Raw genomic sequence first — 25,658 nt, 5'->3', positions numbered from 1 at the left:
TCAGCCCTCCTGTCGGGTGCGCGGATCGAGGAACACGTAGACCATGTCGGCGATGATGTTCGCGATCAGCACCGAAATGGTGATGACGAGGAAGATGCCCTGCATCAGCGGATAGTCATGGGCGTTGATCGCCTGGAACAGGGAATACCCGATTCCGGGATACGAGAAGACCAGCTCCATGACGAGGGTTCCAGACACCACGAAGCCGAGCGACAGCGCGAAGCCCGACACCTGGGGGAGGATCGCGTTGCGTGCCGCGTAGTCGAACATCACGGTGCGTTCCTTGAGGCCCTTCGCCTGTGCGACGGTGACGTAGTCCTCCGACGTGACGGTGACCATCATGTTGCGCTGGGAGAGGATCCAGCCCGCGACCGACGACAGCACGATCGTGATCGCCGGCAGAGCTGCGTGCTGCAGCACCGAGCCGATGAACTCGGTGTTGAACGCCGGAATCAGGGCGCCGTCGTAGCCACCGCCCGCAGGGAAGACCGGGAGGAGCACGGCGAAAACAGCGATGAAGATGAGGCCGAGCCAGAAGTACGGCACAGAGGAGAAGAAGGTGGTGACGGGCAGCACGCCGTCCATCCAGGTGCCGCGACGCCACCCGATGAACGTGCCGAGCAGTGTGCCGAGCACCACCGAGATGATCGTCGAGAGCCCGACCAGGGCGATCGTCCACGGCAGCGCCTGCCCGATGACCTCGCTGACCGGGGTCGGGAAGTACGCGAACGAGATGCCGAGATTGCCATGCAGCAGCTCGCCCCAGTAGGTCCAGTACTGATCCCAGAGGCTCTGCTTCTTGTCGAGTCCGAACAGCACGTACAGCGAGTGGGTCGCACTGGTCGACAGCTGTCCCTGGAACTTGTTGATCAGGGACTGCACCGGGTTGCCGGGCATCAGCCGGGGGATCACGAAGTTGAGGGTGATGGCCGCCCACGCCGTGATCACGTAGAAGATGATTCGGCGAACGAGGAACTTCACGCGGCGACCTCCTTCAGCGGGATGACGGGCGCGGCCGCCTCCCCGAGGTCGGGGATCCGCACGCCCTGCGCCCTGGCATCCTGAGGCACGGCATCAACACCGCCTTCGACCTTGTCGGCGTAACCCCAGCACGCGACCTGACGGTCTGGAGCGATGTCGAACATCGGTGGCGCGGTCTCGCAGAGGGCGGTGGCGAACGGGCAGCGCGGGCGGAACCGGCATCCCGATGGCGGCTTCACCATGTTCGGCGGCTCGCCCTTCGCCCCGGTCTTGTCGAGCACGGCGAGGTTGTCGGGGTCGGGTGCAGAGCGCACGAGCAGCTGTGTGTATGGGTGGGCGGGCTGCTGCGTCGTCGACTCGCTGTCGCCGGTCTCGACGACCCGGCCCGCGTACATGACGTACGTCTCATCGGCGAAGTAGCGAGCGGACGCGATGTCGTGCGTGATGTAGAGGATCGCGATGCCGAATCGGTCGCGCAGGTCCTGCAGCAGGTTCAGGATGCCGACGCGGATCGACACGTCGAGCATCGAGATCGGCTCGTCCGCCAGCAGTACCTCGGGGTCCGCGGCGAGCGCTCGGGCGATCACGACGCGCTGGCGCTGACCGCCGGAGAGCTCGTGGGGAAACTTGTCGAGATATCGCTCCGGGCTCAATTGCACCCGATTCAAGAGATCGTTGAGCTGCTCCTCGAGCTTCTCGCCTCGCAGACCAGGGGTCTGGATGCGCACGGCCCTTGTGAGCACGTATCGCACGGTGTGCACCGGGTTGAGTGACGCGAACGGGTCCTGGAAGATCATCTGCGCGTTGCGCGTGTACCTGCGGAATGCCTTGCCCCGCTTGGCCGTGACAGGCTTGCCGTGCAGCAGGAGCTCTCCGCTGGTCTGCGTGTACAGCCTGGCGAGCAGGCGCGCCACGGTGGACTTGCCGGACCCCGACTCGCCGACGAGGGCGACGACGTGACCTGGTCGCAGCGCGACGTTGAAGTCGTCGACGGCGTGCACGACGCCGGAGCTTCGGATGCCTCGCAGCGGAAAGTGCTTGGTGAGATGCACCGCCTCGAGCACGGCTGCTTCGGGGGCGGGGAGAGGATGCCCGGCAGCGGCCTGTTCGGTCGCGTCGCCGGTGGCGTCGTTGCTCATCGAATTACCTGGTTCTGCGTGGTTCGCGGAAAGGGAATCATGTCCGGTGAACCCGTCGGGGCATGGTCCGACGGGTTCACCGTGACCAGTTCCCTGAGCGAGCGCCAGCGAGTCGAAGGACTAGGAGCCCGGGTGGCCTTGCCTTGGGGCGGCCCTTGCCTTGGACGACCCTTCGACTCGCTCCGCTCGCTCAGGGAGCTGAGGGCGCTACTTGGCGGCCTTCAGCTTGGTGAGGATCAGCGCGACGTTCGGAACCGTCGGCTGCGGGTTGGCGTACGCGTTGCTCTCGGACGGCCACCCCGTGTAGTACTTCGAGGAGAATTCAGCGCCTGCCGGACGGGCATCCATCGCGATCGTCGGAACCTCGTCGAGGTAGATCTTCTGCAGGCCGTCCAGTGCCTTTGCGCGGCCCGCGTCGTCCGTCGCGTCCGTGTACTCCTTGAACAGCGCCTTCGCGTCGTCGTTCTGGTAGCGACCGTAGTTCCAGACAGCGGTCTGGCCGGCTGGCACGTAGTACGCCGGATCGAACATGTCGGAGTACATCTCCCAGGGCGTCACGCCGGCGTTGGTCCAGTGCAGCGCTGCCTGGAAGTCACCGGTGTTCAGGGAGTCGGTCCAGGAGTCGGCGGTCGGTGTGTCGACCTTCGCGTCGATGCCGATCGACTTCGCCGACGCAGCGATGAGCGTCAGGCCGGAGTCGTAGTCGTTCCATCCAGCAGGGTCGATGAGCGTGAACGTGACAGGCTGACCATCCTTGCCGATCAGCGTCGAGCCCTTGTACGTGTACCCGGCGTCCGTCAACGTCTTCTTCGCGGTGGTGACGTCGACCTTGAAGGTCTTGTCCTTGTACGCGTCGGCGATGAACGAGGAGCCGGCGGGCGTGGGGATGCCCGTCACGTTCTTCAACTCCGGGAAGATGCCCGACTCGGCGACCTTGCTCTCCTTGGCACGGTCGACCACGGAGTTCAGCGCCTCACGCACCGCGACGTCGTTGAACGGCGCCTTCTGCGTGTTCAGGGCGAGGTAGTCGATGCCGAGACCGGCGGGGAAGAAGGCCTGGTTGTGGGCCTTGTCCTTGTTGATGTACACGTTCTGGTAGTCGGCGATGAACGTCCAACCCCACTGCGCAGCACCCGTCGAGAGCGCCGTAGTGAGGGTGTCGTTGCCGCTGTACGACGTGTAGCGCAGCTGAGGTGCCGCGAGCTTGCCGCCCCAGTAGTCCGGGTTGGCATCGAGCGTGACGGCCTGCGTCGTCCAGCTCTTCAGCACGTACGGTCCGGTGCCGACCGGATTCTTGTTCGCGTCCTTCGTCGGGTCGGAGATGTTCTTCCAGATGTGCTCCGGCACGATGAAGAGCTGCAGCACCTTGATCTGGTTGACGTACTGACCGGTCGTGAAGTCGACAGTGACGGTGTCGCCACTTGTGGTGATGTCGCCGTAGGGCAGACCCTCGGTGTTCAGCGCCGCGTTCTTCTTGCGCAGCTCGAGGGAGTACGCGATGTCCTTCGCGGTGAACGGCTTGCCGTCCGACCACTTCACGCCGTCGCGGGCGGTGATGGTCAGTTGCGTGTAATCCTGATTCCATTTCCAGGACTTGGCCAGCCACGGAACTGCCTTGTTCGCCGGGCGGGTGTCGTTCACTTCGGCGAGCGGTTCGTAGATCGCGAATCGGTAGCCGAGCGACGATGCCGCCGAGGTGTTCAGGAACGGGTTCGAGTTGTTGGTCTGCGGACCGTTCGGCATGCCGATGGTCAGCGCGTGGGAGCCCGAACTCGAGCTGCCCGAACTGCTCGAGCAGCCGGAGAGCGTGAGCCCGACGGCAGCGATCGCCACTGCTGCGGCGATCAGTCCTTTCTTGATCTTCATTTCTCTATGCCTCCTTGCATGGTGAGGGGATAGGGGTGCTGTTACTGCGGAGCTCCGTCACCGGCTGCGGATCCGGTGACGGTGGCTGAGATCCGTAGGTCGCGACTGGACCTGCCGGCGTGCACCAGATAGGCGCACTCCGGTGTGGCCCAGGCGTGCGCCTCGGTGTCCCAGATCTGGAAGGAACGGTGGGGGATGACGACGTGCGCCGTGCCCTGCTCCCTTGGCGCGACGTCGAGCGTCGCGAAGCCGGCGAGCCAGCGCAGCGGGCGCGAGTCATCCGCTTCGGCGGGCTCGAGGTAGACCTGCACGACCTCACGGCCGGGTCGATCGCCGATGTTGCTGACGACGACGTCGACCTCGAGGTCTCCCTCGGCAACGGATGCCGCGGCCACGGCATCGTAGCGCCACGTCGTGTAGCCGAGTCCGAAGCCGAACTCACGGGCTGGGGTTCGACCGAGCCGGTCCCAGGCGCGGTGACCGACATCCACGCCCTCGCGGTAGACGATGCGACCGTTCACCGGGAGGCCGTTGGGAACGGGAACGTCGGCCTCGGACGCGGGAAGGGTCCAGGGAAGCCGACCCGACGGCTCGGTCGCGCCGGTGAGCACGTCGGCGAGCGAAGCGCCGGCCTCCTGGCCGGGCAGCCACCACCAGAGAACGGTGGAAACCTCCTCGAGCCACGGCAGCAGCACCGGCGCTCCGGCGTTCACGACGACGACCGCGCGCGGATTCGCCTCTGCAACGCGTCGCACGAGTTCGTCCTGGTGCCCCGGCAGAGCGAGGGTCGGGCGGTCCCAGCCCTCGGACTCCGTCTCGGGGTTGGTGCCGATCACGACGACGGCGACATCGGCGGCTGCCGCGGCGGCGACCGCCTCCGCGATCTCGACGTCGGCGCCGACCTCGGGGGCGAGATGCCGCAGGTGAACGCGGGCGAAGCGGCCGAAGGCGTGGGCGTCGACGACCTGGGCGGTCACGGTGATGCGGGCTGCGGCATCCGTTCCACCCGACAGCCGCGCCGCGACGGCCTGCGGGTTGGCGTACGACGAGTCGAGCACGACCTCGGGGCCGACGACCTGGCGGGATGCCGACACCTCGCGCCCGTTCACCACGACCGTGTGCGCTCCGACCGGCGCGATCTCGACGAGATGCTCGCCCGGCTCGCGCAGTGCGACGGCGGTGGTGAGGCGGACCGAAGCGGCTGCGTCGGGGAGGTCGGTGATCCACACCGAGCCCTGTGCCGACGGGATGCTCCTGGTCGCGACGACGACGCCGCTCTCGTCGAGCAGCTCAGCGCGGATGCCCTGCGTGCCGTCGGGTGCAGCGAGGTCTGCATCCGCGACCACCGGCGCGCCGACGAGCGTGCTGCCACCACGGTGCAGCGTGACGGCCGCGCCAGGGAACGCCTCGGTCAGCGCCTGAAGCGGGTCGGAGAGAAGCGGCGGGTCGACGTGGGCGCTCCCACCACCCTGCACGAACGGTGTCACCGCGTTGGCGCCGATCAGCGCGATGCTGCGCACGGCGGGATCGAGCGGCAGCAGGCTCTGCTCGTTGCGCAGCACGACTGTCGAGCGCGCGGCCGCCTCGCGCAGTTGGGCGCGCACGGCATCCGAACCGGGCTGCAGCATGCTCGCGTCACGCGGTCGTACCGGGTCCGCTTCGTCCAAGCCCTCCGCGAACACCTCGCCGAGCGCACCGACGCGCTGCGCGAGCAGCAGGATGCGGGCCACCTTGTCGTCGATCACCGACTCGCAGACGTCTCCGCGCTCGACAGCGGCGAGGAGGTCCTCGTCCCAGGGTCCGCCTGGGCCGGGCATGACGAGGTCGAGCCCAGCCAGCGCAGGCTCGACAGCGGTCTTCGTGGCGAGCCAGTCGCTGATGACGACGCCGTCGTAGCCCCACTCGCCTTTCAGCACGTCGGTGATCAGAGCCGTGTGCGCGGTGGCGGGCGAGTCCTCGCCAAGCGCATCCAGCTCGTTGTACGCGGCCATGATCGTCCATGAACGGGCCTGCTCGATGACCTGCTGGAACGGCGCGAGGTAGACCTCTCGCAGCGTTCGCTCGTCGATCGCCGAGTGGTACTCGGTGCGATCGGTCTCGGTCTCGTTGCCGACGAAATGCTTGACGCAGGCTGCGATGCCCTCGACCTGGATGCCGCTGATGAACGGCACCGCGAGGCTTCCCGCGAGCAGCGGATCTTCCGACAGGCACTCGAAGTGCCGGCCGCCGACGGGACTGCGCTGCAGATTGACGACAGGGGCCAGGATGACGTCGACGCCCTTGCGCTTCGCCTCGTTCGCCATCAGTGCGCCGAGGCGTGCGATCAGGTCACGGTCCCACGTGGCGGCGGTCGCGCTCGGGGCGGGAAGCTGCGCAGAGGGGATGCCGTCGCCGTCGATTCCTCGAACACCGATCGGACCGTCGGAGACCGTGAGCGACCGCAGCCCGATCGCGCCCGACGCGTGGAGCGTCCACGTGTTCGAACCGGTCAGCAGCCGCACCTTCTCAGTCAGACTCAGCCGCCTGATGGCCGACGCGATCGACACCCGCATGGAGGCATCGGGTCCTGATGCGGCGCTGACGGATGCAGCTGGTGCTGTCTGGGAGGCCGGGCTGGGGCTCACGCCTATACTCCGAATCAGGCTCGTCGTTGAGGGGGACGCAGGCCATGCTGGCACAGTTACTTACATGTCAGTAAGTTAAACCCGATAACGTTTCCGTAACGCGGCGATGCCCCTTGCGTCGCGACAAGCGGTCCTTCGAGGAGGCAGCGGTGTCCGATCACGCGGATGGCACGGCCGACCAGGCAGCGTCGCCCACTACGACATTCAGCGAGCAGAATGTGCCCCTGACCGCGGAACAAGCGGCGAACCATGCGCAGAAGAAGCCACCGTCGAAGCAACAGGCCCGCACGCTCGAGCGCCGCGAAGCAGTGCTCAAGGCCGCGATGAGCGTGTTCGGCGCCCACGGCTACAACAAGGGCGCTCTCGTCGAGGTCGCCCAGCAGGCCGGCATGACGCATGCCGGCGTGCTGCACCACTTCGGCAGCAAGGAGGGCCTGCTCGTCGCTGTGCTGCGCTACCGCGACGGCGAGGCTGTCGATGGCGTGCAGGGCATGCCGCAGGTCGTCGGACCGGCGTTCCTGTCGCACCTGCTCGATACCGTCGAGCTCAACACGCAGCAGCGCGGGGTCGTGCAGACCTATGCGGTGCTGTCAGCGGAGTCGGTGACCGAGGGGCATCCGGCGCAGGAGTACTTTCGCGGCCGCATGGTGGGGCTGCGCGCGAAGCTGGTCGAGGTCATCCGCGAGGTCGTCGGCGACGGGCCGTCGGAGAAAGAACTGAACGACGCGGCCAGCGCCCTGATCGCCGTGATGGACGGCCTGCAGGTGCAGTGGCTGCTCGATCCGGATGCCGTCGACATGCCGGGCACCGTCGAGCTGGTGATGAACGAGATCATCGAGCGGCTGGCATCCGGTCACGAGGCGCCGAGCGCCAGAGTGCGCGCAACGGCAGTGCTCGACGGGCGGGTGGACGGGGGCGAGCACTAGCGGCACCTCGCCGGCGGCCACCGTCCGCCGACAGACGTGTCTGCCAGACTCCGCACGTGGAATTCTCGCAGCCTCCGGTCGTTTCGATCAGCCGACGTGCGGATGCGAATACGCGTCCCGGCTCGTGGCCGATGACCGTACCGGCGGTTGCCCAGCTGCTCGACGACGGCCTGCGCCTTCCGCCGGGCGTGACGTTTCTCGTCGGAGAGAACGGTTCGGGCAAGTCCACGATCGTGGAGGCGGTCGCCACGGCGTACGGCTTCTCTCCCGAGGGCGGATCGGCCTTCTCGCAGCACCGCACGCGCGCCACCGAGTCACCTCTGTCGGACTGGCTGCAGTTGCAGCGCGGCATCGGTGCGGGCCGCTGGGGGTTCTTCCTGCGCGCAGAGACGATGCACGCGTTCTACACCTACCTCGAGCAGAACCCGAGCCGAGGCCCGGAGCCGGCGTTCCACGAGATGAGCCACGGCGAGTCATTTCTGGCGATCCTCGAGACTCGCTTCGACTCGCCCGGGTTCTACTGCCTCGACGAGCCGGAGGCAGCACTGTCGTTCGGGTCGACGTTGACGCTCATCGCCACTCTGCACCGCATCGTCGACGAGGGAGGTCAGGTGCTCTGCGCCACGCACTCTCCGGTGCTCGCCGCCTTGCCAGGGGCGAACATCCTCGAGATCGGGTCGTGGGGGATGCGCAGCGCCGCGTGGGAGGACCTCGAACTCGTGCAGCACTGGAGGTCGTATCTCGATGCGCCGGAGCGATACCTGCGACACCTCCTGGGCTGAGGTCCCGGGCCGTTCGGCCGCTTCACCGCACTGGGGAATCGGATAGCAGACCCTTGACACGCGCTCAGCAAACGGACCACACTTTCATCACGCCTTGGCGGAAGTGAGCCCTGTTTGCACGCCGTGCGTGCACGCCAGGTGTCGCAGTTTCTCAAGCCTGTTCGAAGGAGAACATCGTGAGTAGTCCTGCCACGCGTCTGCGCCGAACATCGAGGATGGTGACCCTTCTTGCGACGGCAGCACTGGCGATCACGGGCCTCAGCCTCGCGGGCAGCCTGCCGGCCAACGCCGCTCCGCTTTCGCACGGAAAGACCGTGACGTCGTCGACCCCGAACAGTGTCGATACGAGTAATCCGACCTGTGCGACCACGAACGTCGCACTGAACCGGCCGGCTACCGCGTCGAGCACGCAGGACGCGAACCAGTTCGCGGCATCCGCCGCCGTGGACGGCAACGGCACCACCCGCTGGTCGAGCGCGGCGAGCGACCCGCAGTGGCTGCAGGTCGACCTCGGTTCGAGCCAGGCGATCTGCGGAGTCTCGATCACCTGGGAGGCCGCCTATGCGAGCGCGTTCCAGGTGCAGACATCCGAGAACGGCAAGGACTGGACCGACATCTACTCCACGGCGACTGCGACCGGTGGCGCGCAGACGCTCGACGTGGCCGGCAGCGGACGGTTCATCCGTGTCTACGGCACCGTGCGCGGCACGCCGTACGGCTACTCGATCTACGAGTTGCAGGTCTTTTCGAGCGGGGCGGACGGCAACGACGATCCGACCCTGAACGCCGGATGCCAGCCCGACGGCTCGTACGTCGCACCGGCCGCGCCCGACTTCGGCGACAACGTGGTGATCGTCGACCCGAGCATGACCAACGCGCAGATCAACGCGAAGCTGGCCGCTGTCTCGAACGAAGACGAGTTCTCCGCGAATCGCCACCAGGTGTACTTCCTGCCGGGCACCTACGGCTGCGGAACGGACACCGACAACACGACGGCGACGAACATCATCAACGCGAACGTCGGCTTCTACGAGTCGGTCGCCGGTCTCGGCGCATCGCCCGACGACGTGACGATCAACGGTGCTCTGCACGTCGAGCCCGTGCAGTCCGACCCGACCCAGCCGTGGGCAGCGCAGAGCCCGGGGTCGCTGGACAACTTCTGGCGCAGCTTGAGCAATGTGAAGATCAACCCGATCCAGCAGCCGCTGGGCGACGACGCCTCGCGCACGTACCCGGAGGGCATCACCGACCAGAACACGATGCGTTGGGCGGTGTCGCAGGCATCCCCCCTGCGTCGCGTCGACATCACCGGCAACCTGACGGTCTTCGGACGTTTCGGCGCCTACGCCTCTGGCGGCTACATCGCTGATTCGAAGGTGGCCGGCACGGTCCAGAACGGCTCGCAGCAGCAATGGTACACACGCGACAGCACGGTGGGCAGCTGGGACGGCGCCGTCTGGAACCAGGTGTTCTCCGGCGTGCAAGGCGCCCCGAGCGACGCCTCCTACCCGTCGCCGCCGTACACGACACTGAACGCGACGCCCGAGAGTCGTGAGGCGCCGTTCCTCTACGTCGACGGCGGGCAGTACAAGGTGTTCGTGCCGAACGCGAAACAGGATGCCTCGGGAGCCGACTGGTCGACGGATGCCGCACACGGCACATCCCTCGGCATCGATTCGTTCTTCATCGCCAAGCCGAGCGACTCGGCCGCGACGATCAACGCGCAGCTGGCCGCAGGCAAGAACCTGATCGTCACGCCCGGTGTCTACGACCTGAGCGAGTCGCTGAAGGTGACGCGCGCCGACACCGTGATCCTCGGTCAGGGTGAGGCGACGCTGTCGCCGACGAGCGGCAACGCGGCGATCGAGATCGGCGACGTCAAGGGCGTGAAGGTCGCCGGCGTCACGATCGACGCGGGTGCGAAGACGAGCGACGTGCTCATCCAGGTTGGTCCGAAGGATGCCTCGGTCAGTGACTCCGCCGACCCGACGACGCTGAGCGACGTGTTCGTTCGCATCGGCGGCGCTCACGCCGGCAGCGTGAAGACCGCGATCGTCGTGAACAGCGACAACGTGCTGCTCGACGACATCTGGTCATGGCGCGCCGATCACGGCACGGGTGTCGGATGGACCGACAACACGGCTGAACACGGCCTGATCGTGAACGGCGACCACGTCACAGCGACCGGCCTCTTCGTCGAGCACTACCAGAAGGCGCAGGTCGTCTGGAACGGCAACGACGGAACGACTGTGTTCTATCAGAGCGAGCTGCCCTACGACCCGCCGACCCAGACGGACTGGATGGACGGCACCCGTGACGGCTACGCGTCGTACCAGGTGGCGGACTCCGTGACGAGTCACCACGCATACGGCCTCGGCGTCTACTCGTTCTTCGATCCGACGCGCGAACAGGGCGGGGTCGACCAGAACGTGTTCGCCGAGTCCGCCATCCAGGCGCCGGTGAACCCGAACGTGACGTTCCACCACGTGGTCACGCAGTTCCTGAACGGTGGAGGGGGCATCACGCACGGCGTGAACAGCACGGGCAACACCGTCTCGGCCACGTCGCCGACCGGATCGACGGCGTACGTCGTGGACTATCCCCCGGCGGGCACGCCCGCCACGTCGATCACGTTCGGGGCGTCGTCGGCGGCGTCGGCATCCGGGTGGTATCGGGGTCCGTTGTCGCTGACGGTCGCAGCCACGGGTGACACCTCCGCCGCACTGACGGCGAGCGTCGACGGCGGTGCCGCAGCCGCGGTGACCGGCCCGATCACGCTCAACGACGGCGAGCACACCGTCGCCGTCACCGCGAAGGACGCCGACGGCGATGTCGAAGCCGTTGCGACGTGGAGCGGCAAGATCGACGGCACGGCGCCGACGGCATCCGCATCCGCTGACCCGAAGACCGCAACGGTGAGCATCACCGCCAGCGACTCCGGGTCGGGGGTCGCGAACGTGCAGTACGCGATCGACGGCGGCGCCTGGCAGACGTACTCGGCGCCGATCGTCGTCACGGGCACGCATGCCGTGAGCTATCGGGCGACGGATGCCGCGGGCAACGTGTCCGCGACGCGAAGCCTGTCCATCGCGCCCACCTTCATCGTCGATCCGACGTCAGTGAAGACGGGTGGCTCGCTCGCCGTCGGCGGTACGTTCCTGTCGCCGGGGACCTACACCGTGCAGCTCGGCACCACGAAGCTGGGCACGGTGCGCGTCGGCGCCAACGGCGTGCTCGCCGCCACCGTCAACATCCCCCTCGGAGCGAAGACGGGTGCACAGACGGTTCAGCTGGTGGATTCGGGAAACCACACGGTGGCGTCCGCGAGTGTGACCGTGTCGCGAGGGTCGATCTTCGACACGCTCGCGAACCTTATTCAGCAACTGGTGGACTACATCCTGGGGCTGCTCGGCTTCTAGCTGGTCGCGACTCGGCCAGGACGCGTGTCTGCGCCAGGTCCGCACTGCCGCACCGCACAAGGTGGAGCAGTGCGGACCTGGCGCTGTGGCGCGCGGTGCGGGCATCCGTCAGGCGGCGACCGGCCCGAGTCGCGCACCGCCGTCGGTCTCGATCACGGTGCCGGTGAGGTTGCGATTGGTCGCCGCGAAGACGACGGCCTCCGCCACCTCGTCTGCCGTGGCGACGTGCCCGACGGGTAGTGTCGCTGCCGTCTGCGCGAACAGCTGCGCGCGAAGCTCGGCCGGCACGAAATCCCACCACGGGGTGTCGACGCCTCCCGGGCTCACCGCGTTCACCCTGATCGGGGCGAGCTCCGTGGCGAGTGGCCGCACGAGTCCTTCCACCGCCGCGTTCAGCGACCCGATTCCGGCCGTCTCGTTCATGCCCATGCGTGCCGTGATGGCCCCGATCAGGGTGATGGACGCGTCCGCCGCCAGGTGCGGGATCGCTGCTTGCATGCTCGTCACCGTCGGCCAGTACTTCGCATCGAACGCCGACCGCAGCACATCGACATCGAGCGTCGAGAATGCCCCGGCGCCGGCGCTGCTCGCGACCGTGATCACGAGGCGGTCGAGTGTTCCAAGCTCGGCGAACACTGCGTCAAGCGCGCCCCGGTCGTTCGCGTCGAGGACATGTCCGACGAGCTCAGGATGCTCGCCCGTCGCCGCAGCAACACGCTCGCCCCTGCGTCCCGCGACATGCACGCTGTCGCCGATCGCGGCCAGGCGCATCGCCGCAGCGAGTCCGATTCCCGATGTTCCCCCGATGACGAGTGATGTGGTTGTCATGTCTCCTCCTATTTCGAACCGTACCGTCTCGAAATGCAGACTAGCATGGCAGTGTGAGCAAGGTGCAGGCATCCGATCGGACCTCCAAGGCCGGGCGAAAACGCAGCGAGCAGAGCCGGGATGCCATCCTCGCGGCCGCCTTCGCGCTCTTCACCGAATCCGGACTGCGCGCACTCACGATCGAGGGCATCGCGGCCGAGGCAGGCGTCGGCAAGCAGACCATCTACCGGTGGTGGCCGTCGAAGGCACACGTTCTCATGGAGGCCGTGACGCTCAACGCCGAGCAGGTCGTGTCGACTGAGGATCACGGCAGCTACGAAGGAGACCTCAGAGCGTTTCTGACGGAGTCGTTCGATGTCGGACGCGCTCCCGGCGTCGTCGAGCTCCTCGCGGCGCTGATGGGCGAGGCCCAGGTGGACTCGGAGTTCGGCCAGGTGTTCCGCGACCAGTTTCTGACGAGCCGGCGCGAGGCCCTCGCCGTGATCGTCGATCGTGCGCTCGCCCGTGGCGATTTCCCGCACGACCTTCGCCGCGAGACGGTTCCGGACGTCGTGTTCGGCGTGATCTGGTATCGGGTGCTTGCCACGCGCACGCCGCCGGACGAGCGACTCGTCGGCGAGCTGACGCGGATGCTCACAATGGAGTCACCCTCCCCGATCATTACGCTCGGAACATGACGCAAGACCGAGTCCAGCCCGAGCTTCTGCCGGGCGAGGTCGAGGAGCCGCTTGCCGGTGGGGATGTCACGGAGGGCGTCGTTCGGGTCGGCGATACCGTCCGACGACCGGCGAGTCAGGTGTCGGATGCCGTGCGTCGCGTCTTGAAGCACTTGGAGTCCGCGCGATTTGGCGGCGCACCCCGCTTCCACGGCGTAGACGCACGTGGTCGCGACGCTTTCGACTACATCGATGGTGACGTGGCTGGTCGCCCATGGCCCGCCTGGGTCGCTGATCAGGGATCTATCGCGAGTGTGGCGCGGCTGGTCCGTGCCTATGACGATGCGATGGTCGAGCTCGGCGTTCCTGCTTGGGCGGAAGGGCTGCGGCTACCCGCGCCGCAGGGCATTCCCGAATCGATTGCCGGCGCGCCGACCTTCATCGCCCACCTGGATATCACTCCCGAGAACGTCGTGTTTCGCGAAGGGCGCGCGTTCGCTCTGATCGATTTCGACCTCATCCGTCCAGGCACTCGCGCCGAAGAGGTCGTCAACATGCTGCTCTGGTGGGGCGCCTGGATGCCGGAATCAGATCGTGAGGACGTCGCCCGTCGCCTCGATCCGGTGGACACCGGAGCTTTGATCGTCGATGCATACGGCCTGGATGATGCGGCGCGGGCCACCCTGGTCGACCTGTCGATCAACGGTGCAGATCGCTCCTGGTTCACGATGAAGTCCCGCGCAGAGACGCTCGGCGGAGGCTGGCGACGCATGTGGGAAGAGGGCGTCGGTGATCGCATCCTGCGCCGTGCACAATGGCTGCGGGACAATCACGACGAGCTGGCCCGCGCCGTCGGTCCGACCGTGTAGAGCTCGCGACGATCACGAACCCTAGACGGCGACGGGCCGCCGCTGCTCGGCGGGGATGATGATCCACATCGCCAGATAGGCGATGAACTGCGGGCCGGGCAACAGGCACGAAAGCAGGAACAGCAATCGCACCGTGAAAGGTCGGATGCCGAAGCGACGAGCGAGCGCTGCGCACACACCGGCAATGAGCCGGCCTTCGAGAGGACGTTCGAGAGTGTTCATGCACCCAGTCTTGTCAGGGCCGGCGCCCACCACCATCGGGGAAACCCCCTAACGCACCCGGACGTCTCCCCGAGTTCAACCGCGATCCGGAAGCGATCGGGGCAGTCCGAACTGTGGGAACGTGCGGCTCTCGAATCGGGTCAGGGCACTGATCTCGGAGCCGGCGAGGGTGAGGACCAGGAGTCCTGCGCCGTGGCGCAGTCCGTCTCTACGTCGCAGATAGTAGGCACCGAACGCAAGCTGGCCGTTGGCTCGCGTCGGCGATGGCACGAGTTCATAGACGGCCCCCTCGCCCATCACGCTCGCATAGAACCTTCTGATCGCATCGCGTCCGTGGTATTCGAACGGGAGCGGTGGCATCGTGACCGTCGCATCGTCGGTGAGCAACGCGACGAGGGCTTCGATGTCGCCGTCTTCGTAGGCGCGCACGAACTTCGACGCCAGCGTCCATTCAACGGCCGAGTTCGCTGCAGGGGTCGGTCGGTGGTCAGCCTCCGGGGAGGTCCGGCGCTTCAGCGTTGCACGCGCCCGCTTCAGCGCACTGTTCACCGCGTCGACGGTCGAATCGAGCATGTCCGCGACCTCGTCAGCGTGGTACCCGAGAACGTCACGCAAGATCAGAACGGCGCGTTGGCGAGCCGGCAAGAACTGCAGGGTCGTGATGAAGGCCAAGGACATTGCCTCGACCTGCTCGTAATGCGTCTCAGGATCTGACGGCGCCGTCGGTGCGTCTGCCAGCAGTGCATCTGGGTAGGGCTCCAGCCACAGAACCTCACCGAGCCGGCTCGGCTCTGGAGCAGCGAATTCGAACATTTCCCGCTCCTTCAGCGCTCGCCGACTGGTGGCGCGTAGCGCATTGAGACACGCGTTGGTGGCGATGCGGTACAGCCAGGTTCTGATCGATGCGCGCCCTTCGAATGATCCGAGACCTTGCCAAGCGCGCAGAAGGGTGTCCTGGAGCGCATCCTCTGCGTCGTGGAAAGATCCGAGCATCCGATAGCAGTGCACCTGCAGTTCCCGACGATAGGGGTCAGTCAGGGTGCGGAAGGCGTCTCCGTCTCCGGCGCGTGCCTTCGTGAGCAATTCGAGCTCGGTGATTTCCATCTCGCTCCGATTCTGGCCTTGCTTCTCGTTCGCTGATACGGACCCCGGCCGCACGCCAAACCGGGCGGTTGTCCTGTCGTTGGCCGCAATCGCCGTCATGACCGTTCCGATCACGGGAGCCAGATCGTGCGGATACGCGCAAGGCGCCCAGTTTCAGGCGGTGCCGGGGTCTGCATCCATGACAGCCCATTCGGATTCCAGAACAGAGGGTGACATGAGTGATTCATCGAGCAAGATGACGATCGTGGTCGGCGCAAGCCGCGGGCTTGGGCGAGAAATGGCCCTTGCATTCGCGGCCGCCGGTGACTCGGTAGTGGGGGTCTCGAGAACTGGCAGCACGTCGACCGGCGTCGACGATGGCATCCGAGAGGAGATCGCCGACGCGACGGATGCCGATGCCGCCGCCGCCCTGCTGACCCGGTATCAGCCAGACGTCGTCGTTGTCGTGGCCGGCGCCGTTCCCGGCATGGCGCCGCTCACCGAACAGACGTGGGAGACGTTCTCCGTCAACTGGCACGCCGACGTGAAGATCGCCTTCACCTGGCTGCAACAAGCACTGCTCGTGCCCCTCAAGCCCGGCGCAGAGATCGTGATCATCAGCAGCGGTGCCGCAGTGAAGGGATCGCCCGAAAGCGGCGGGTACGCCGGCGCGAAAGCGGCCCAACGATTCCTCGCCCAGTACGCCCAAGACGAATCTCGTCGAGCCGGTCTCGACCTCACGGTCACCACTGTGTTGCCGCAAATGACGCCGCACGGCGCCGTGGGCCGCAGCGGCATCCGGGCCTATGCCGCCAGGGCCGGCCAAACCGAGGATGCCTACACAGAGCAACTGGCCCCGTTGCTCACACCCGAAACCGCCGGCACGGCACTCGTCCAATTGCTCAAGACACCGGCCCCACGCGAGGCAGACTCGTACCTCCTCACCGGCGCCGGACTGCGTCCGCTGGCGACATGAGCTGCCGCGGGCAGACAATGACCGGAGACTTCGTCACGCGGCCACTCGACCATCGGGAAAAGCGCATCCGGCGACCGATCGGGTTGCAGGCGACCGCAGCGAAATCCCAGAACGAACCCCTTCGCGGGCGACCGCGAACGCCGGCACGTCCGCGACGTCGAACGCGACAGCGTTCACGGCCTTGTCCACGTGATCGGGGATGACCGCGTCGAAGAGCTTTCTCTTCGAGCAGGATGGCCCACCGAACGTGAACCCGTAGACTCTTCGACGAACGTGACACGAACCGAGGAGGTGAGCCCGATGTACACACTGTCCACTCTGGGCGCTCCTTCGAGTTCACGATCGCGCGACTGACGTAGCCGTCGCAGGGAGCGCTTGCCAGGCACTCTCAGAAAGCTACGACCATGAATCTTTCTCTTCAGCGCAACGCGCACACGACGCCAGCCGAAGTGCAAGAACATCGCTCCGGCACGGCTCTGGTTCTCGCTGGCGCCGGAGCGGCCGGCAATGCCTGGCAGCTCGGTCTCATCGCCGGCCTGTCCGAGGCCGGGGTAGATCTCACCGCGGCCGATCTCATCATCGGGACATCCGCAGGCTCGACGGTGGCTGCACAGATCACGAGCGGGAAACGGCCCGCGGAGCTTTACGCCGCCATCCTTGCCGAGGGGCCTCCACCGATGGCCGGTGACAGGTCGGACAGGGGACGCGGCCACCTCTCCGGGCCGAACTACATGGAATGGTCGAATGCGATCATCGCCGCAGCCGAGGATGCGTCCGATCTGCGCCGCAGAATGGGTGTCGCAGCGCTCGAAAGGGAAGCATCCGACCGCTCTGGCCAGAACCGATGGCACGACATCGTCGCCGCACGGCTTCCCAGCCATGACTGGCCGCAACAGCGGGTGCTGATCACGGCGGTCGATGCGCAGACAGGGGTACCCGTCGTGTTCGACCGCCGCAGCGGAATCGACCTGGTGGATGCCGTTGCCGCCAGCACGAGCAACGGCTTCGGAGGGCCTTACAAGATCGGCGAGAACCGATACATCAACGGCGCCTATCGACGCAGTTCGAACGCCGACCTTGCGGCTGGGTACAGGCAGGTGCTCGTGCTGGAGCCATTCAGCGGCGCATCGCGACACCCGCTGGAGTGGGGCATGGATCTCGCAACCCAGGTCGAGGAGTTGCGCGCCGCCGGCAGCAGAGTCGAGACCGTCTTTCCGGATGCCGGCTCGGGCGACGTGTTCAACGCCAATGCCTTGGATCCGTCGACGCGGCTGCCGGCAGCACGGGGCGGCCACGCTCAAGGACTGTCCCTCGCCGGGCAGCTCGCCGTGTTCTGGCGCCGACGCTAGCGAGACGGGTCACTGGATCAGCACGGCTCTCGAGAACCTGCAGCGGGGTTCGTTCAACTCCCGGTCTTCACCCCGCTCAAAGTGCTGTGCAGGTCCTGACCCGTGGCCTTTTGGTAGGCCTTGAAGCTGGAGTATGTCTTCCCGAGCCATCCGAACGAGACATCTGACGTACCGCTCACCGCGAAGGTGTTCTTGTCGCTGACGTTGTGGCCGCTGACCTTGTCTGCGTCGGCTCGCTCGACGGTCCCAAGAAGGGCGCCGGCGTCGTTGGTCGCGGTGATGGTGTTGTTCTCGAACACGTTGTCGTACGCGTAGAACTGGATGAGCACTTCGGGCGAACCGTCGTTCAGTTTGTTGTTGTTGCGCAGGGTATTGCCGACGAACTGATTGTCATGGGATTGCCCCGTTTTGACATCGCCGCAGTCGCTCGCGCCATCGCAGTAACCTCCGGTGGCGATTCCGACGTACAGGCTGTTGTTGATCGTGTTCGATCGCACATCGACGTGGTCTGCAGAACCGCGCGCATTCTCTGCAGCGACTTCGATTCCGATGTCGTTGCCCGTGACCACGTTGTTTCGAATCGCGATGTGTGTGGCCCCATCGACGTAGATCCCGTCGGCGCAATTGCACCAAACGCCGTCCTCGTAGTACGCGGGGTTGCCCTGCGACCTGATGTAGCTCACGGTGTTATCTGAAATCACACCGTTTCTCGCTCGATTGAGATCGGTGTACCGGTACTTGCCCGAAAGTGTCGGTTCGTAGCCGATCGCGTCGATTCCGATGTTGTTGTTGTCGTGGATGTCGTTGCCCGAGATGGACCATCCGTCGACGTTCCCATTGACCACGACGCTCTCGCTCGCGCCAAGGCTGAGGTGATCGACCGTGTTCTTGCTGATCGTCAGGTCGCTGATGGAGTGAGAGGCATTGTCCCCGTAGACGGCGATGCCGTGAGCGTTGATATCGAAGCTGCCAAGGGTCTGGTTGTCATTGCCGAGATCATGCACGTGATTGCCGCTGATACGAATGTGATCGTCGGCTCCGTGCACATAGATTCCGATCGGCATGGCATCCAATTCGCTGGACCGATAATCGGTTATCTCCAGGCCCGACAGCGTCACATGGGAACTGCCGGCGATATTCACCATCGCGGATCGGCCATCCGCGGGCTTGAACCGTGAGCCGTCGAGTATCACGTGTTCGTGTCGATAGGCCTCGATCGTGACACCGGTAGCACCGGTCAAATCGACCTTTTGGTAATAGCGGCCGCCGCGGACATCCACAGTTCCGCCTCCGTGGAGTCGTTTCACGGCCTCCTGCACCGTCTGAAGTGGCGCACTGATAGTGCCGGCAGCGCGATCGCTGCCATTGGGCGCAACGAAGGTCGTCTTGGACGTGGCCGCTGCGGAAGTGGGTGCCGCGAGGCCGAGACCCACCAAGGCAAGAGCGGCGAGCGATGACAGCAGAGCCGGACGGAAAGTCGACAACATTGCGAATCCCATCTACGAATGCCCCGCCTCGAGCAATTCTCTGGCGAAACGCGCCGGACCTACCAAACAGGCAGCCAGCTGGGCTCTTCGTAACTATCGCGAAGCTATCAGCCGATCTCGCGCGGCGACACCAATGCGCACTATGAATGAGTGATTGCGCGTGGAGCACCGGGATTCTCGGGCGGCGCGGTCGGATTCGGTTCCGTCGGGTCGGGGAAGGTCGGCTCGACCGGGGTGGGCACACTGGGTTCGCTGGGCGACGGCACGGTCGGCTCGGAGGGCGTACCTGGGCCGCCAGGCTGATTCGGCTGGTCGGGCGTTGGGGATTCCGGCGTTCCGGGAGGGTCAGGCGTTCGGGGAACGTCGGGCACGTGCGTGTCGTCGCGGATGTTCGGTGCTTCGGTCATGAGGAGACGCTCGCGCCTGCTGCCCGATTCCGCCAGGGGTTGACGCGTCGACATCGACAGCAAAGCGCGGCCCACCTGAAAACAGGACGGACCGCGCTCTCCCACCCAGAACAGGCGAAAACGTCCTGTTGCGGAACACTCGTCCTGTTCTCGGGTGGGTGGGGTGTGCGCCAGGTGCTGGCAGCGGGGCTGCCGGCACCTGGCGCTGTGGCTACTCGGCCTTGGCGACGACGTCGCTGATGCGGGCGTCGCCTGCGACGACATCCTCGAACGCCGCCTCGATCTCCGCGCGACCGAGCAGCTCGGTCATGCGACGACGGCGCTGGCGCGGGATCAGTGTGACCACCGTGCCGGGCTTGCCGGCGCGACCGGTGCGGCCGGAGCGGTGCAGGTACGTCTTGTACTCGTCCGGGGCATCCGCCTGGATGACCAGGTCGATGTCGTCGACGTGGATGCCGCGAGCAGCGACATCCGTCGCCACGAGCACCGAGACTCGACCGTTCGACAACTTGTCGAGGTTGCGCTGACGGCGCGACTGGCTGAGGTCGCCGTGCAGCGAGACGGCCGGAATGCCGGCGTCGTCGAGCTGCTCAGCGAGCTGTTCCGCGAACGCACGCGTACGGGCGAAGACCAGCGTCTTGCCGTCGCGGTCGGTCAGCTGCTCGACGATCGCACCCTTGTCGCGGTGCTCGATCACGAACACGCGGTGGTCGATAGTGCCGGATGCCTGATCCTCACCCGCGACCTCGTGCACGGCCGGCTCCACGAGGAACTCCTTCACCAGAGCGGCAACACCGGTGTCGAGCGTCGCCGAGAACAGCAGCTTCTGGCCGCCATCGCTCGTGCGACGCAGGATGCGCTGCACCGGCTCGAGGAACCCGAGGTCGCACATGTGGTCGGCCTCGTCGAGAACCGTGATGACGACCTCGCTGAGGTCGAGATGGCCCTGCTCGATGAGGTCCTCGATGCGACCGGGCGTGCCGATCACGATGTCGACGCCGCGACGCAATGCACCCACCTGGCGGGCCTGCGGCACGCCGCCGTAGATCTGGGTGGTGAACAGTCCGACGCTGCGCGCGATCGGCTGCACCGTGCGGTCGATCTGCAGAGCGAGCTCGCGGGTCGGCGCCATGATCAGTGCGCGCGGCGAGCGTCCCATGGTGCGCTTGCCGCTCGCGCGACCCGACTCCGACCAGAGCTGCATGAGACGCTCGACCAGCGGAGCACCGAAGGCGATCGTCTTGCCACTGCCTGTACGACCGCGGCCGAGCACATCGCGCCCCGAGAGCACGTCGGGGATCGTCGCGGCCTGGATCGGGAACGGTGCAGCAGCACCGAGCTCAGCCAGAACTCGCTCGATGTTGCCACCGAGACCGAGGTCGCCGAAGGTCACGCCGTCGACATCGGATGCCTGGATCGCATCCGCCTGCAGGCGCTCGAGCACGACGTCGTCGTTGGACGTGTGCGTGGCGTGCTGCTCGTCGCGCTTCGGGTAGAAATCGCTCGCGCGCTGCTCGCGCGGGGCTTCCGTGCTGCGGGCGTCGTTGGAACGGCGCGGACGGTCCTCGTTGAACTGACGACGCGGGCGATCGTCGCTGAAGGTGCGACGTGGACGGTCGTTGTCGAAGTTGCGGCGCGGACGCTCGTCGTTGTACTGACGGCGCGGACGGTCATCGCTCTGCTCACGACGGGGACGATCGTCGCTGAAGGTGCGACGCGGACGATCCTCATCGAAGCTGCGGCGGGGACGGTCGTTCTCGAACTGACGACGCGGGCGGTCGTTGTTGGAGTCACGACGGGGACGGTCGCTGTTGAACTCGCGACGCGGACGCTCGTCGTTCGAGTCACGACGCGGACGATCGTCGTTGAACTGACGGCGGGGACGGTCATCGTTGAAGTCGCGACGCGGACGCTCGTCGTTGAAACGACGGGCCGGACGGTCGTCGTTCTGACGCCGGCGGTCGCCATCGTACGAACGGGGTGCGCGGTCGTCGCGGTACGAACGCTCCCCACGCTGACGGTCGTCGCGCTGCTGACGCTCGTCGCGGCCACGGTACGGGCGGTCGTCGCGGTTCGGGCGAGCCTCGTCGCGGTTGCCGCGATAGCCGCCATCACGGCGGTCGGTGCGCGGAGCGCGGTCATCGGAGCGGTCGCGCGAGGGGTACGCGGATTCGCCTCGTGCTCCGCCGCGCGGACGCACGGGAGCGACACCGCGGGCGGCGCGCTCGTCGGCGGTCCAGCGACGCTTGGGGGCGGCATCCGATTGGTCGGTCGCGCGATACCCGCGGTGGCCGGCGCTACGGCTGCCGGGCTTCACACCGGACTTCTTGTCGGCGTAGCGCGGATCGAAATCGCGCGCGACACGGCCGCCAGTCGGCTTCTTGTTCTTAGGCATGATGATTTCTCTGGGTTGTCTTAGGTGTGCATGGCAGAAACCGCGACAGTACGTCGCGTCCTTGCAGAACCTTGGGCAGACAGCACTCAGCTGCCACCGTGAGGGCCGTTCACATACAGTGGTTATCCGCTTGTCGATCGGTGCGAGTGCACCAGCGGAACCGGCCCAACGAACTTACAAACCCATCCACGCTCACTGCGCGGTGTCCAGAGCCGACCAGATAACAGTACAGGATGCCCGCTGGCAGCGGGCTGAGCGGCCTCAGCCGGCGATTCTCCAACGTCGCACGGCAGCCTCGACGACCAGCATCACCACGAGCACGACGACCACTGCGGCGAGCTGAACGATCACCGGGGCAACCAGCCCGACGAACGCCGTGGCGAGCACGACCAGCACGCCGATCAGGCGAACGCCGATCGGTCCCAGCCGAAGGGCGAGTCGGAACATCGCCTCACCCGCAACGAACATCGCGGCTCCGACGGCAACGAACCAGACGAACGGAGGTGAAGCGATCGCGAACGCGTCGACGAGCGAACCGTGGAGCCCAGCCGCCAAGAAGATCAGCCCGACGATCATCACCAGGTGATCCGCGTAGAACGCGCTCATGCCGAGGGCGGCGCGGCGCTGCGGCGAGGCAGCCGTCATCACAGCGACCGCCCGGTCGTCGTCTCCGGAGAAGTAGCACCACCAGAGAGCGGCCACGACGGCAACCGTCGCCACCGCTCCTGCCACCACTGCTGGGCCGAGCTCACGGCCGACGAGCCCGGCGCCGACCGAGACGATCGATTCACCGAACACGATGATCATGACGAGGCCGTGCCGCTCGACGAAGTGTGCAGGACCGAGTGGCAACCCCACCCGCCGCGCGATCAGGCCAGAGATCGCGAAGCAGACATACGGCGCGAGCAGGAAGGGCCACTTGTACGGTTCGCCGACGAATCCCGAGGCGATCAGGCTGATCGCTGCGAGCAGGTTGAGCGGTCCGACCCGCAGCATCGCGCGCATGCCACTGATGCCTCCGCGTGCAATGAACATGCCGGCGTGGATCACCACGACCACGGCGTAGCAGATGCCGAAAAGCACGCCGCTGTCGCCCCAGACATCGGCGATCGCCAGCGACATCACGAGGAATGTCGCCATCGCCGCGATCAGCAACAGCCGGCTCAGCACAGTCTGCTGCGCCGCCTGGTTGGTCAGCCACGAGTAGGCGGCGTACATCCACCACACGATGCCGACCGTGATCGCCGCCTGAACCGCGACGATCACGGTCGGATGCTCGACGATCGACCCCGCCACCTGGCTCACGGTGAACACGAAGACGAGGTCGAACAGCAGCTCGAGCGTCGACACTCGCGAGGCGATGCGCCCCGCGCGCCCCACGGGCCGGGTCGCCTTCGGGGAATCGGTCACGCCCCATTGTCGGATGCCCGCGACCGACTGAGAAGATCCGCAGACCGGTTCGGCTCCGATACGTGCTCCCGATCAGGGTTTCGGGCACGCAGTGACATATTCTCGTTTGCAGCCTGCCCCATTGAGCAGACAGCTACACCCTCGAAGAATCCCGACCACTGTGAACACAGCACAACCGGAGGGCCGTCGCCCGCACGGGCGTCGCCTGCGCGCCCTTCTCTTCTCCGCGGCGGCAATCGTCGTCGCCGCCACCGCGATCGCGGTCGGAGTCGTCGGCGGCACGCAGCGCGCGAGCGGCACCGATACCGGTTCCGCGTCGGCCGCGGGCGGCGTGGCGGGAAGTGCCACGGGGATCGGCTCGTTCGTGGCACCCAATGGCATCCGCACCGTCGCGAACGTTCGATACGCCGTCGCGGGTGGCGCATCGCAGCGGCTGGATGTCTGCCTGCCGCTGACGACGGGATCGAGCCGGCCCGCGGTGCTCGTCGTGCACGGCGGCGCGTGGACGCATGGCGACAAGTCAACCGCCGGCTGGCACTCCGTGTGCCAGTGGCTCGCGTCGGAAGGCTTCGTGACCTTCTCGGCCGACTACTCTCTGGTGCCTCGGTCGCGGTTCCCGGTGGCGATCGACGAGCTCGCGAAGGCGATCACGTGGATGCGCACGGCATCGACGGTGGCGCGCTACGGCATCGATCCGAAGCGCATCGGAGTCTTCGGCGGTTCGGCGGGCGGAAGCATGGCCGCACTGCTCGCCACTCGCGGGTCGGGCGCGACGGATCGCGGAACCCGCGTGGCGGCTGTCGCCGAGATCTCAGGGCCCGTCGACATGACGGCGAAGGGGCAGACCCTCGGGCGCCCAGGCGCAGGCATCCAGCGCATCGAGCTGGACTACCTCGGATGCTCGACGTTCGCGAACTGCCCGCAAGCGGCGACGGCGTCCGCGATCACGCACGTCGACTCGAGCGACCCGCCCACGTTCATCCAGGGCTCGGCCGGCGACTTCGTTCCCCACGAACAGGGCGAGGCGTTCGCCATGGCACTGGCGAAGGCCGGCGTGCCGCACGTCTCACGCGTGGTCCCCGGCAACGCGCACTCGATCGCCGAGCTCGATGCCTCGACCCGCTCCGACATCGCCGCCTTCCTGCACCGCTACCTCGGCCGCTGACGCTGCTTCGCATCAACGGCGTCCCTCCCGAAACATCGACGACACAGGCGTTGCCTACAGTGTCGTCGTGCCATCGGTTGTGACCCTCGAACTCGAGACGGCCTACGCCCCGGGAATCGAAGAGCTGCTGCGCCTCGGTTCGGAGTACGCGCTGTCGCTGTATCCGCCGGAGGAGTGCTTTCTACTCACGCCCGCCGAGCTCGACGAGCCGGGCGTGCGGGTGTACGTCGCTCGCACCGAACGCGGTGATGCCGTGGCGATGGGCGCCCTCGTGCCGCACGGCGACGAGGGAGAGTTGAAGCGGATGTTCGTGCATCAGGATGCCCGCCGCCTCGGCCTGGCATCACGCATCCTGACCCGCATCGAAGACGATGCACGCGCAATCGGCCTCACCCGCCTGGTACTCGAGACCGGCCGCCTTCATGATGCGGCTCTTGCGCTCTACGGCAGGCACGGGTACTCGCGGATTCCGCGATTCGGCCCGTACGTCACGTCGTCGTCCAGCGTCTGCCTCGCCAAGTCGCTGACCGCATAAGCGACGAGTGGTCGCTCAGCCCTCGAAGACGGCTTCCGCCTCGTTCGCCACCGCAAGACGCACCGATTCCTGGAATCGCGGCGCTATCGGCGGTAGTTCGGCGAGCGGATACCATCTGACATCTGTGTTCTCGTCGTCGCCCACGGCGGCCTCGCCCGACACATACCGGCAGCGGAATACGACGTCGAGGTACTGAGCGCGGTCGCCGTTGCCGTATTCCACGGGGTCCGTGACCGTCACCCAGACGAGCCGCTCCGGCTCGACGACGACGCTGGCCTCCTCGAGAGCCTCGCGTCGCGCGGCCGCCGCCGGATGCTCGCCCGGATCGATGATGCCGGTGATGGGCGTCCACGCGCCGGTGTCCGCCCTGCGCACCAGCAGCACCTCCTGCGCGCTTCCCTCGCCGCGGAGCACGACCGCTGTCGTTCCGCTCAGCCAGAGCGGATGCGTGCCGATCTGCTCGCGCAACGACAGGATGAAATCGGGAATCGGCATGTCTCGAGCCTAAGGTCCGTCAGACAGTTCGCTGCAGGCGGCGG

At 66.5% G+C, this 25,658-nt stretch carries 20 protein-coding genes; 9 read left to right on the top strand and 11 right to left on the bottom strand.

The genetic code is table 11. From position 1 onward, the window contains the following. From MJ603_RS02855 to MJ603_RS02840, 4 genes are all read right to left on the bottom strand, one after another. On the bottom strand, positions 1 to 981 hold the full coding sequence (locus MJ603_RS02855) for an ABC transporter permease (RefSeq protein ID WP_243062145.1): 981 nt from the start codon (positions 979 to 981) through the stop codon (positions 1 to 3). After that, the gene (locus MJ603_RS02850; protein WP_243062144.1) at positions 978 to 2,120 is read right to left on the bottom strand and encodes an ABC transporter ATP-binding protein; all 1,143 of its coding nucleotides are present in this window, start codon (positions 2,118 to 2,120) and stop codon (positions 978 to 980) included. Before MJ603_RS02850 ends, MJ603_RS02855 begins: the two co-directional genes overlap by 4 nt. A 207-nt stretch (positions 2,121 to 2,327) precedes the next feature. Beyond that, positions 2,328 to 3,986, bottom strand: a complete 1,659-nt coding sequence (locus MJ603_RS02845) for an ABC transporter substrate-binding protein (protein ID WP_243062143.1) — start codon at positions 3,984 to 3,986, stop codon at positions 2,328 to 2,330. Positions 3,987 to 4,027: 41 nt separating this feature from the next. Then, positions 4,028 to 6,610 (bottom strand): beta-glucosidase, encoded by a 2,583-nt coding sequence (locus tag MJ603_RS02840; protein WP_243062142.1) that lies wholly within the window; start codon positions 6,608 to 6,610, stop codon positions 4,028 to 4,030. 149 nt (positions 6,611 to 6,759) lie between these two features. Here MJ603_RS02840 and MJ603_RS02835 point away from each other — a divergent pair, with 149 nt between their 5' ends. The 3 genes from MJ603_RS02835 (at position 6,760) to MJ603_RS02825 (ending at position 11,737) form a co-directional block, all read left to right on the top strand. Continuing rightward, positions 6,760 to 7,536 carry a TetR/AcrR family transcriptional regulator gene (locus MJ603_RS02835; RefSeq protein WP_243062141.1) on the top strand — a complete coding sequence of 259 codons (777 nt, stop codon included), beginning with the start codon at positions 6,760 to 6,762 and terminating at the stop codon, positions 7,534 to 7,536. A 56-nt stretch (positions 7,537 to 7,592) separates the two neighbouring features. Next, the gene (locus tag MJ603_RS02830) at positions 7,593 to 8,318 is read left to right on the top strand and encodes an AAA family ATPase (RefSeq protein WP_374230795.1); all 726 of its coding nucleotides are present in this window, start codon (positions 7,593 to 7,595) and stop codon (positions 8,316 to 8,318) included. 176 nt (positions 8,319 to 8,494) lie between these two features. Beyond that, complete coding sequence (locus MJ603_RS02825; RefSeq protein WP_243062140.1) at positions 8,495 to 11,737, top strand: discoidin domain-containing protein; 3,243 nt, start codon at positions 8,495 to 8,497, stop codon at positions 11,735 to 11,737. 108 nt (positions 11,738 to 11,845) lie between these two features. Here MJ603_RS02825 and MJ603_RS02820 read toward each other — a convergent pair whose 3' ends face one another. Beyond that, positions 11,846 to 12,565, bottom strand: a complete 720-nt coding sequence (locus MJ603_RS02820) for an SDR family oxidoreductase (protein ID WP_243062139.1) — start codon at positions 12,563 to 12,565, stop codon at positions 11,846 to 11,848. Positions 12,566 to 12,618: 53 nt separating this feature from the next. On the opposite strand from MJ603_RS02820, the gene MJ603_RS02815 reads away from it, so the two are divergent. Together MJ603_RS02815 and MJ603_RS02810 are read left to right on the top strand one after the other, a co-directional pair. Then, positions 12,619 to 13,242: a TetR/AcrR family transcriptional regulator gene (locus MJ603_RS02815; RefSeq protein ID WP_243062138.1), complete on the top strand. Its 624-nt coding sequence runs from the start codon at positions 12,619 to 12,621 to the stop codon at positions 13,240 to 13,242. Between the two features lie 143 nt (positions 13,243 to 13,385). Next, a complete protein-coding gene (locus tag MJ603_RS02810; protein WP_243062137.1) occupies positions 13,386 to 14,090 on the top strand; it encodes a phosphotransferase in 705 nt (234 codons plus the stop codon). 21 nt (positions 14,091 to 14,111) lie between these two features. Here the strand turns inward: MJ603_RS02810 and MJ603_RS02805 are convergent, their stop codons facing one another. Together MJ603_RS02805 and MJ603_RS02800 are read right to left on the bottom strand one after the other, a co-directional pair. Further along, positions 14,112 to 14,312 carry a PspC domain-containing protein gene (locus MJ603_RS02805; RefSeq protein ID WP_243062136.1) on the bottom strand — a complete coding sequence of 67 codons (201 nt, stop codon included), beginning with the start codon at positions 14,310 to 14,312 and terminating at the stop codon, positions 14,112 to 14,114. 75 nt (positions 14,313 to 14,387) lie between these two features. After that, entirely contained in the window at positions 14,388 to 15,416 is a 1,029-nt protein-coding gene (locus MJ603_RS02800) for a sigma-70 family RNA polymerase sigma factor (protein ID WP_243062135.1), read from the bottom strand. A 214-nt stretch (positions 15,417 to 15,630) separates the two neighbouring features. On the opposite strand from MJ603_RS02800, the gene MJ603_RS02795 reads away from it, so the two are divergent. Further along, on the top strand, positions 15,631 to 16,371 hold the full coding sequence (locus MJ603_RS02795) for an SDR family oxidoreductase (RefSeq protein WP_243062134.1): 741 nt from the start codon (positions 15,631 to 15,633) through the stop codon (positions 16,369 to 16,371). Between the two features lie 404 nt (positions 16,372 to 16,775). Next, positions 16,776 to 17,720, top strand: coding sequence for a patatin-like phospholipase family protein (locus MJ603_RS02790; RefSeq protein WP_243062133.1), 945 nt, complete (start codon positions 16,776 to 16,778; stop codon positions 17,718 to 17,720). Between the two features lie 53 nt (positions 17,721 to 17,773). Here the strand turns inward: MJ603_RS02790 and MJ603_RS02785 are convergent, their stop codons facing one another. The 3 genes from MJ603_RS02785 to MJ603_RS02775 form a co-directional block, all read right to left on the bottom strand. Then, on the bottom strand, positions 17,774 to 19,000 hold the full coding sequence (locus MJ603_RS02785; protein WP_374230793.1) for a hypothetical protein: 1,227 nt from the start codon (positions 18,998 to 19,000) through the stop codon (positions 17,774 to 17,776). An 825-nt stretch (positions 19,001 to 19,825) separates the two neighbouring features. Further along, complete coding sequence (locus MJ603_RS02780) at positions 19,826 to 22,009, bottom strand: DEAD/DEAH box helicase (RefSeq protein WP_243062131.1); 2,184 nt, start codon at positions 22,007 to 22,009, stop codon at positions 19,826 to 19,828. Between the two features lie 261 nt (positions 22,010 to 22,270). Next, on the bottom strand, positions 22,271 to 23,419 hold the full coding sequence (locus tag MJ603_RS02775) for a low temperature requirement protein A (protein WP_243062130.1): 1,149 nt from the start codon (positions 23,417 to 23,419) through the stop codon (positions 22,271 to 22,273). Positions 23,420 to 23,579: 160 nt separating this feature from the next. On the opposite strand from MJ603_RS02775, the gene MJ603_RS02770 reads away from it, so the two are divergent. After that, positions 23,580 to 24,584, top strand: coding sequence for an alpha/beta hydrolase (locus MJ603_RS02770; RefSeq protein WP_243062129.1), 1,005 nt, complete (start codon positions 23,580 to 23,582; stop codon positions 24,582 to 24,584). A 67-nt stretch (positions 24,585 to 24,651) separates the two neighbouring features. After that, a complete protein-coding gene (locus tag MJ603_RS02765; RefSeq protein WP_243062128.1) occupies positions 24,652 to 25,119 on the top strand; it encodes a GNAT family N-acetyltransferase in 468 nt (155 codons plus the stop codon). 15 nt (positions 25,120 to 25,134) lie between these two features. On the opposite strand, the gene MJ603_RS02760 is transcribed toward MJ603_RS02765, so the two are convergent. Further along, a complete protein-coding gene (locus MJ603_RS02760) occupies positions 25,135 to 25,614 on the bottom strand; it encodes an NUDIX domain-containing protein (protein WP_243062127.1) in 480 nt (159 codons plus the stop codon). Positions 25,615 to 25,658 lie beyond the last annotated feature (44 nt).

This window comes from Humibacter sp. RRB41, assembly GCF_022761015.1.
Lineage (GTDB): Bacteria > Actinomycetota > Actinomycetes > Actinomycetales > Microbacteriaceae > Humibacter.
The sequence above is the reverse complement of the archived record's forward strand: the minus strand, read 5'-3'. Positions and strand labels throughout refer to the sequence as shown.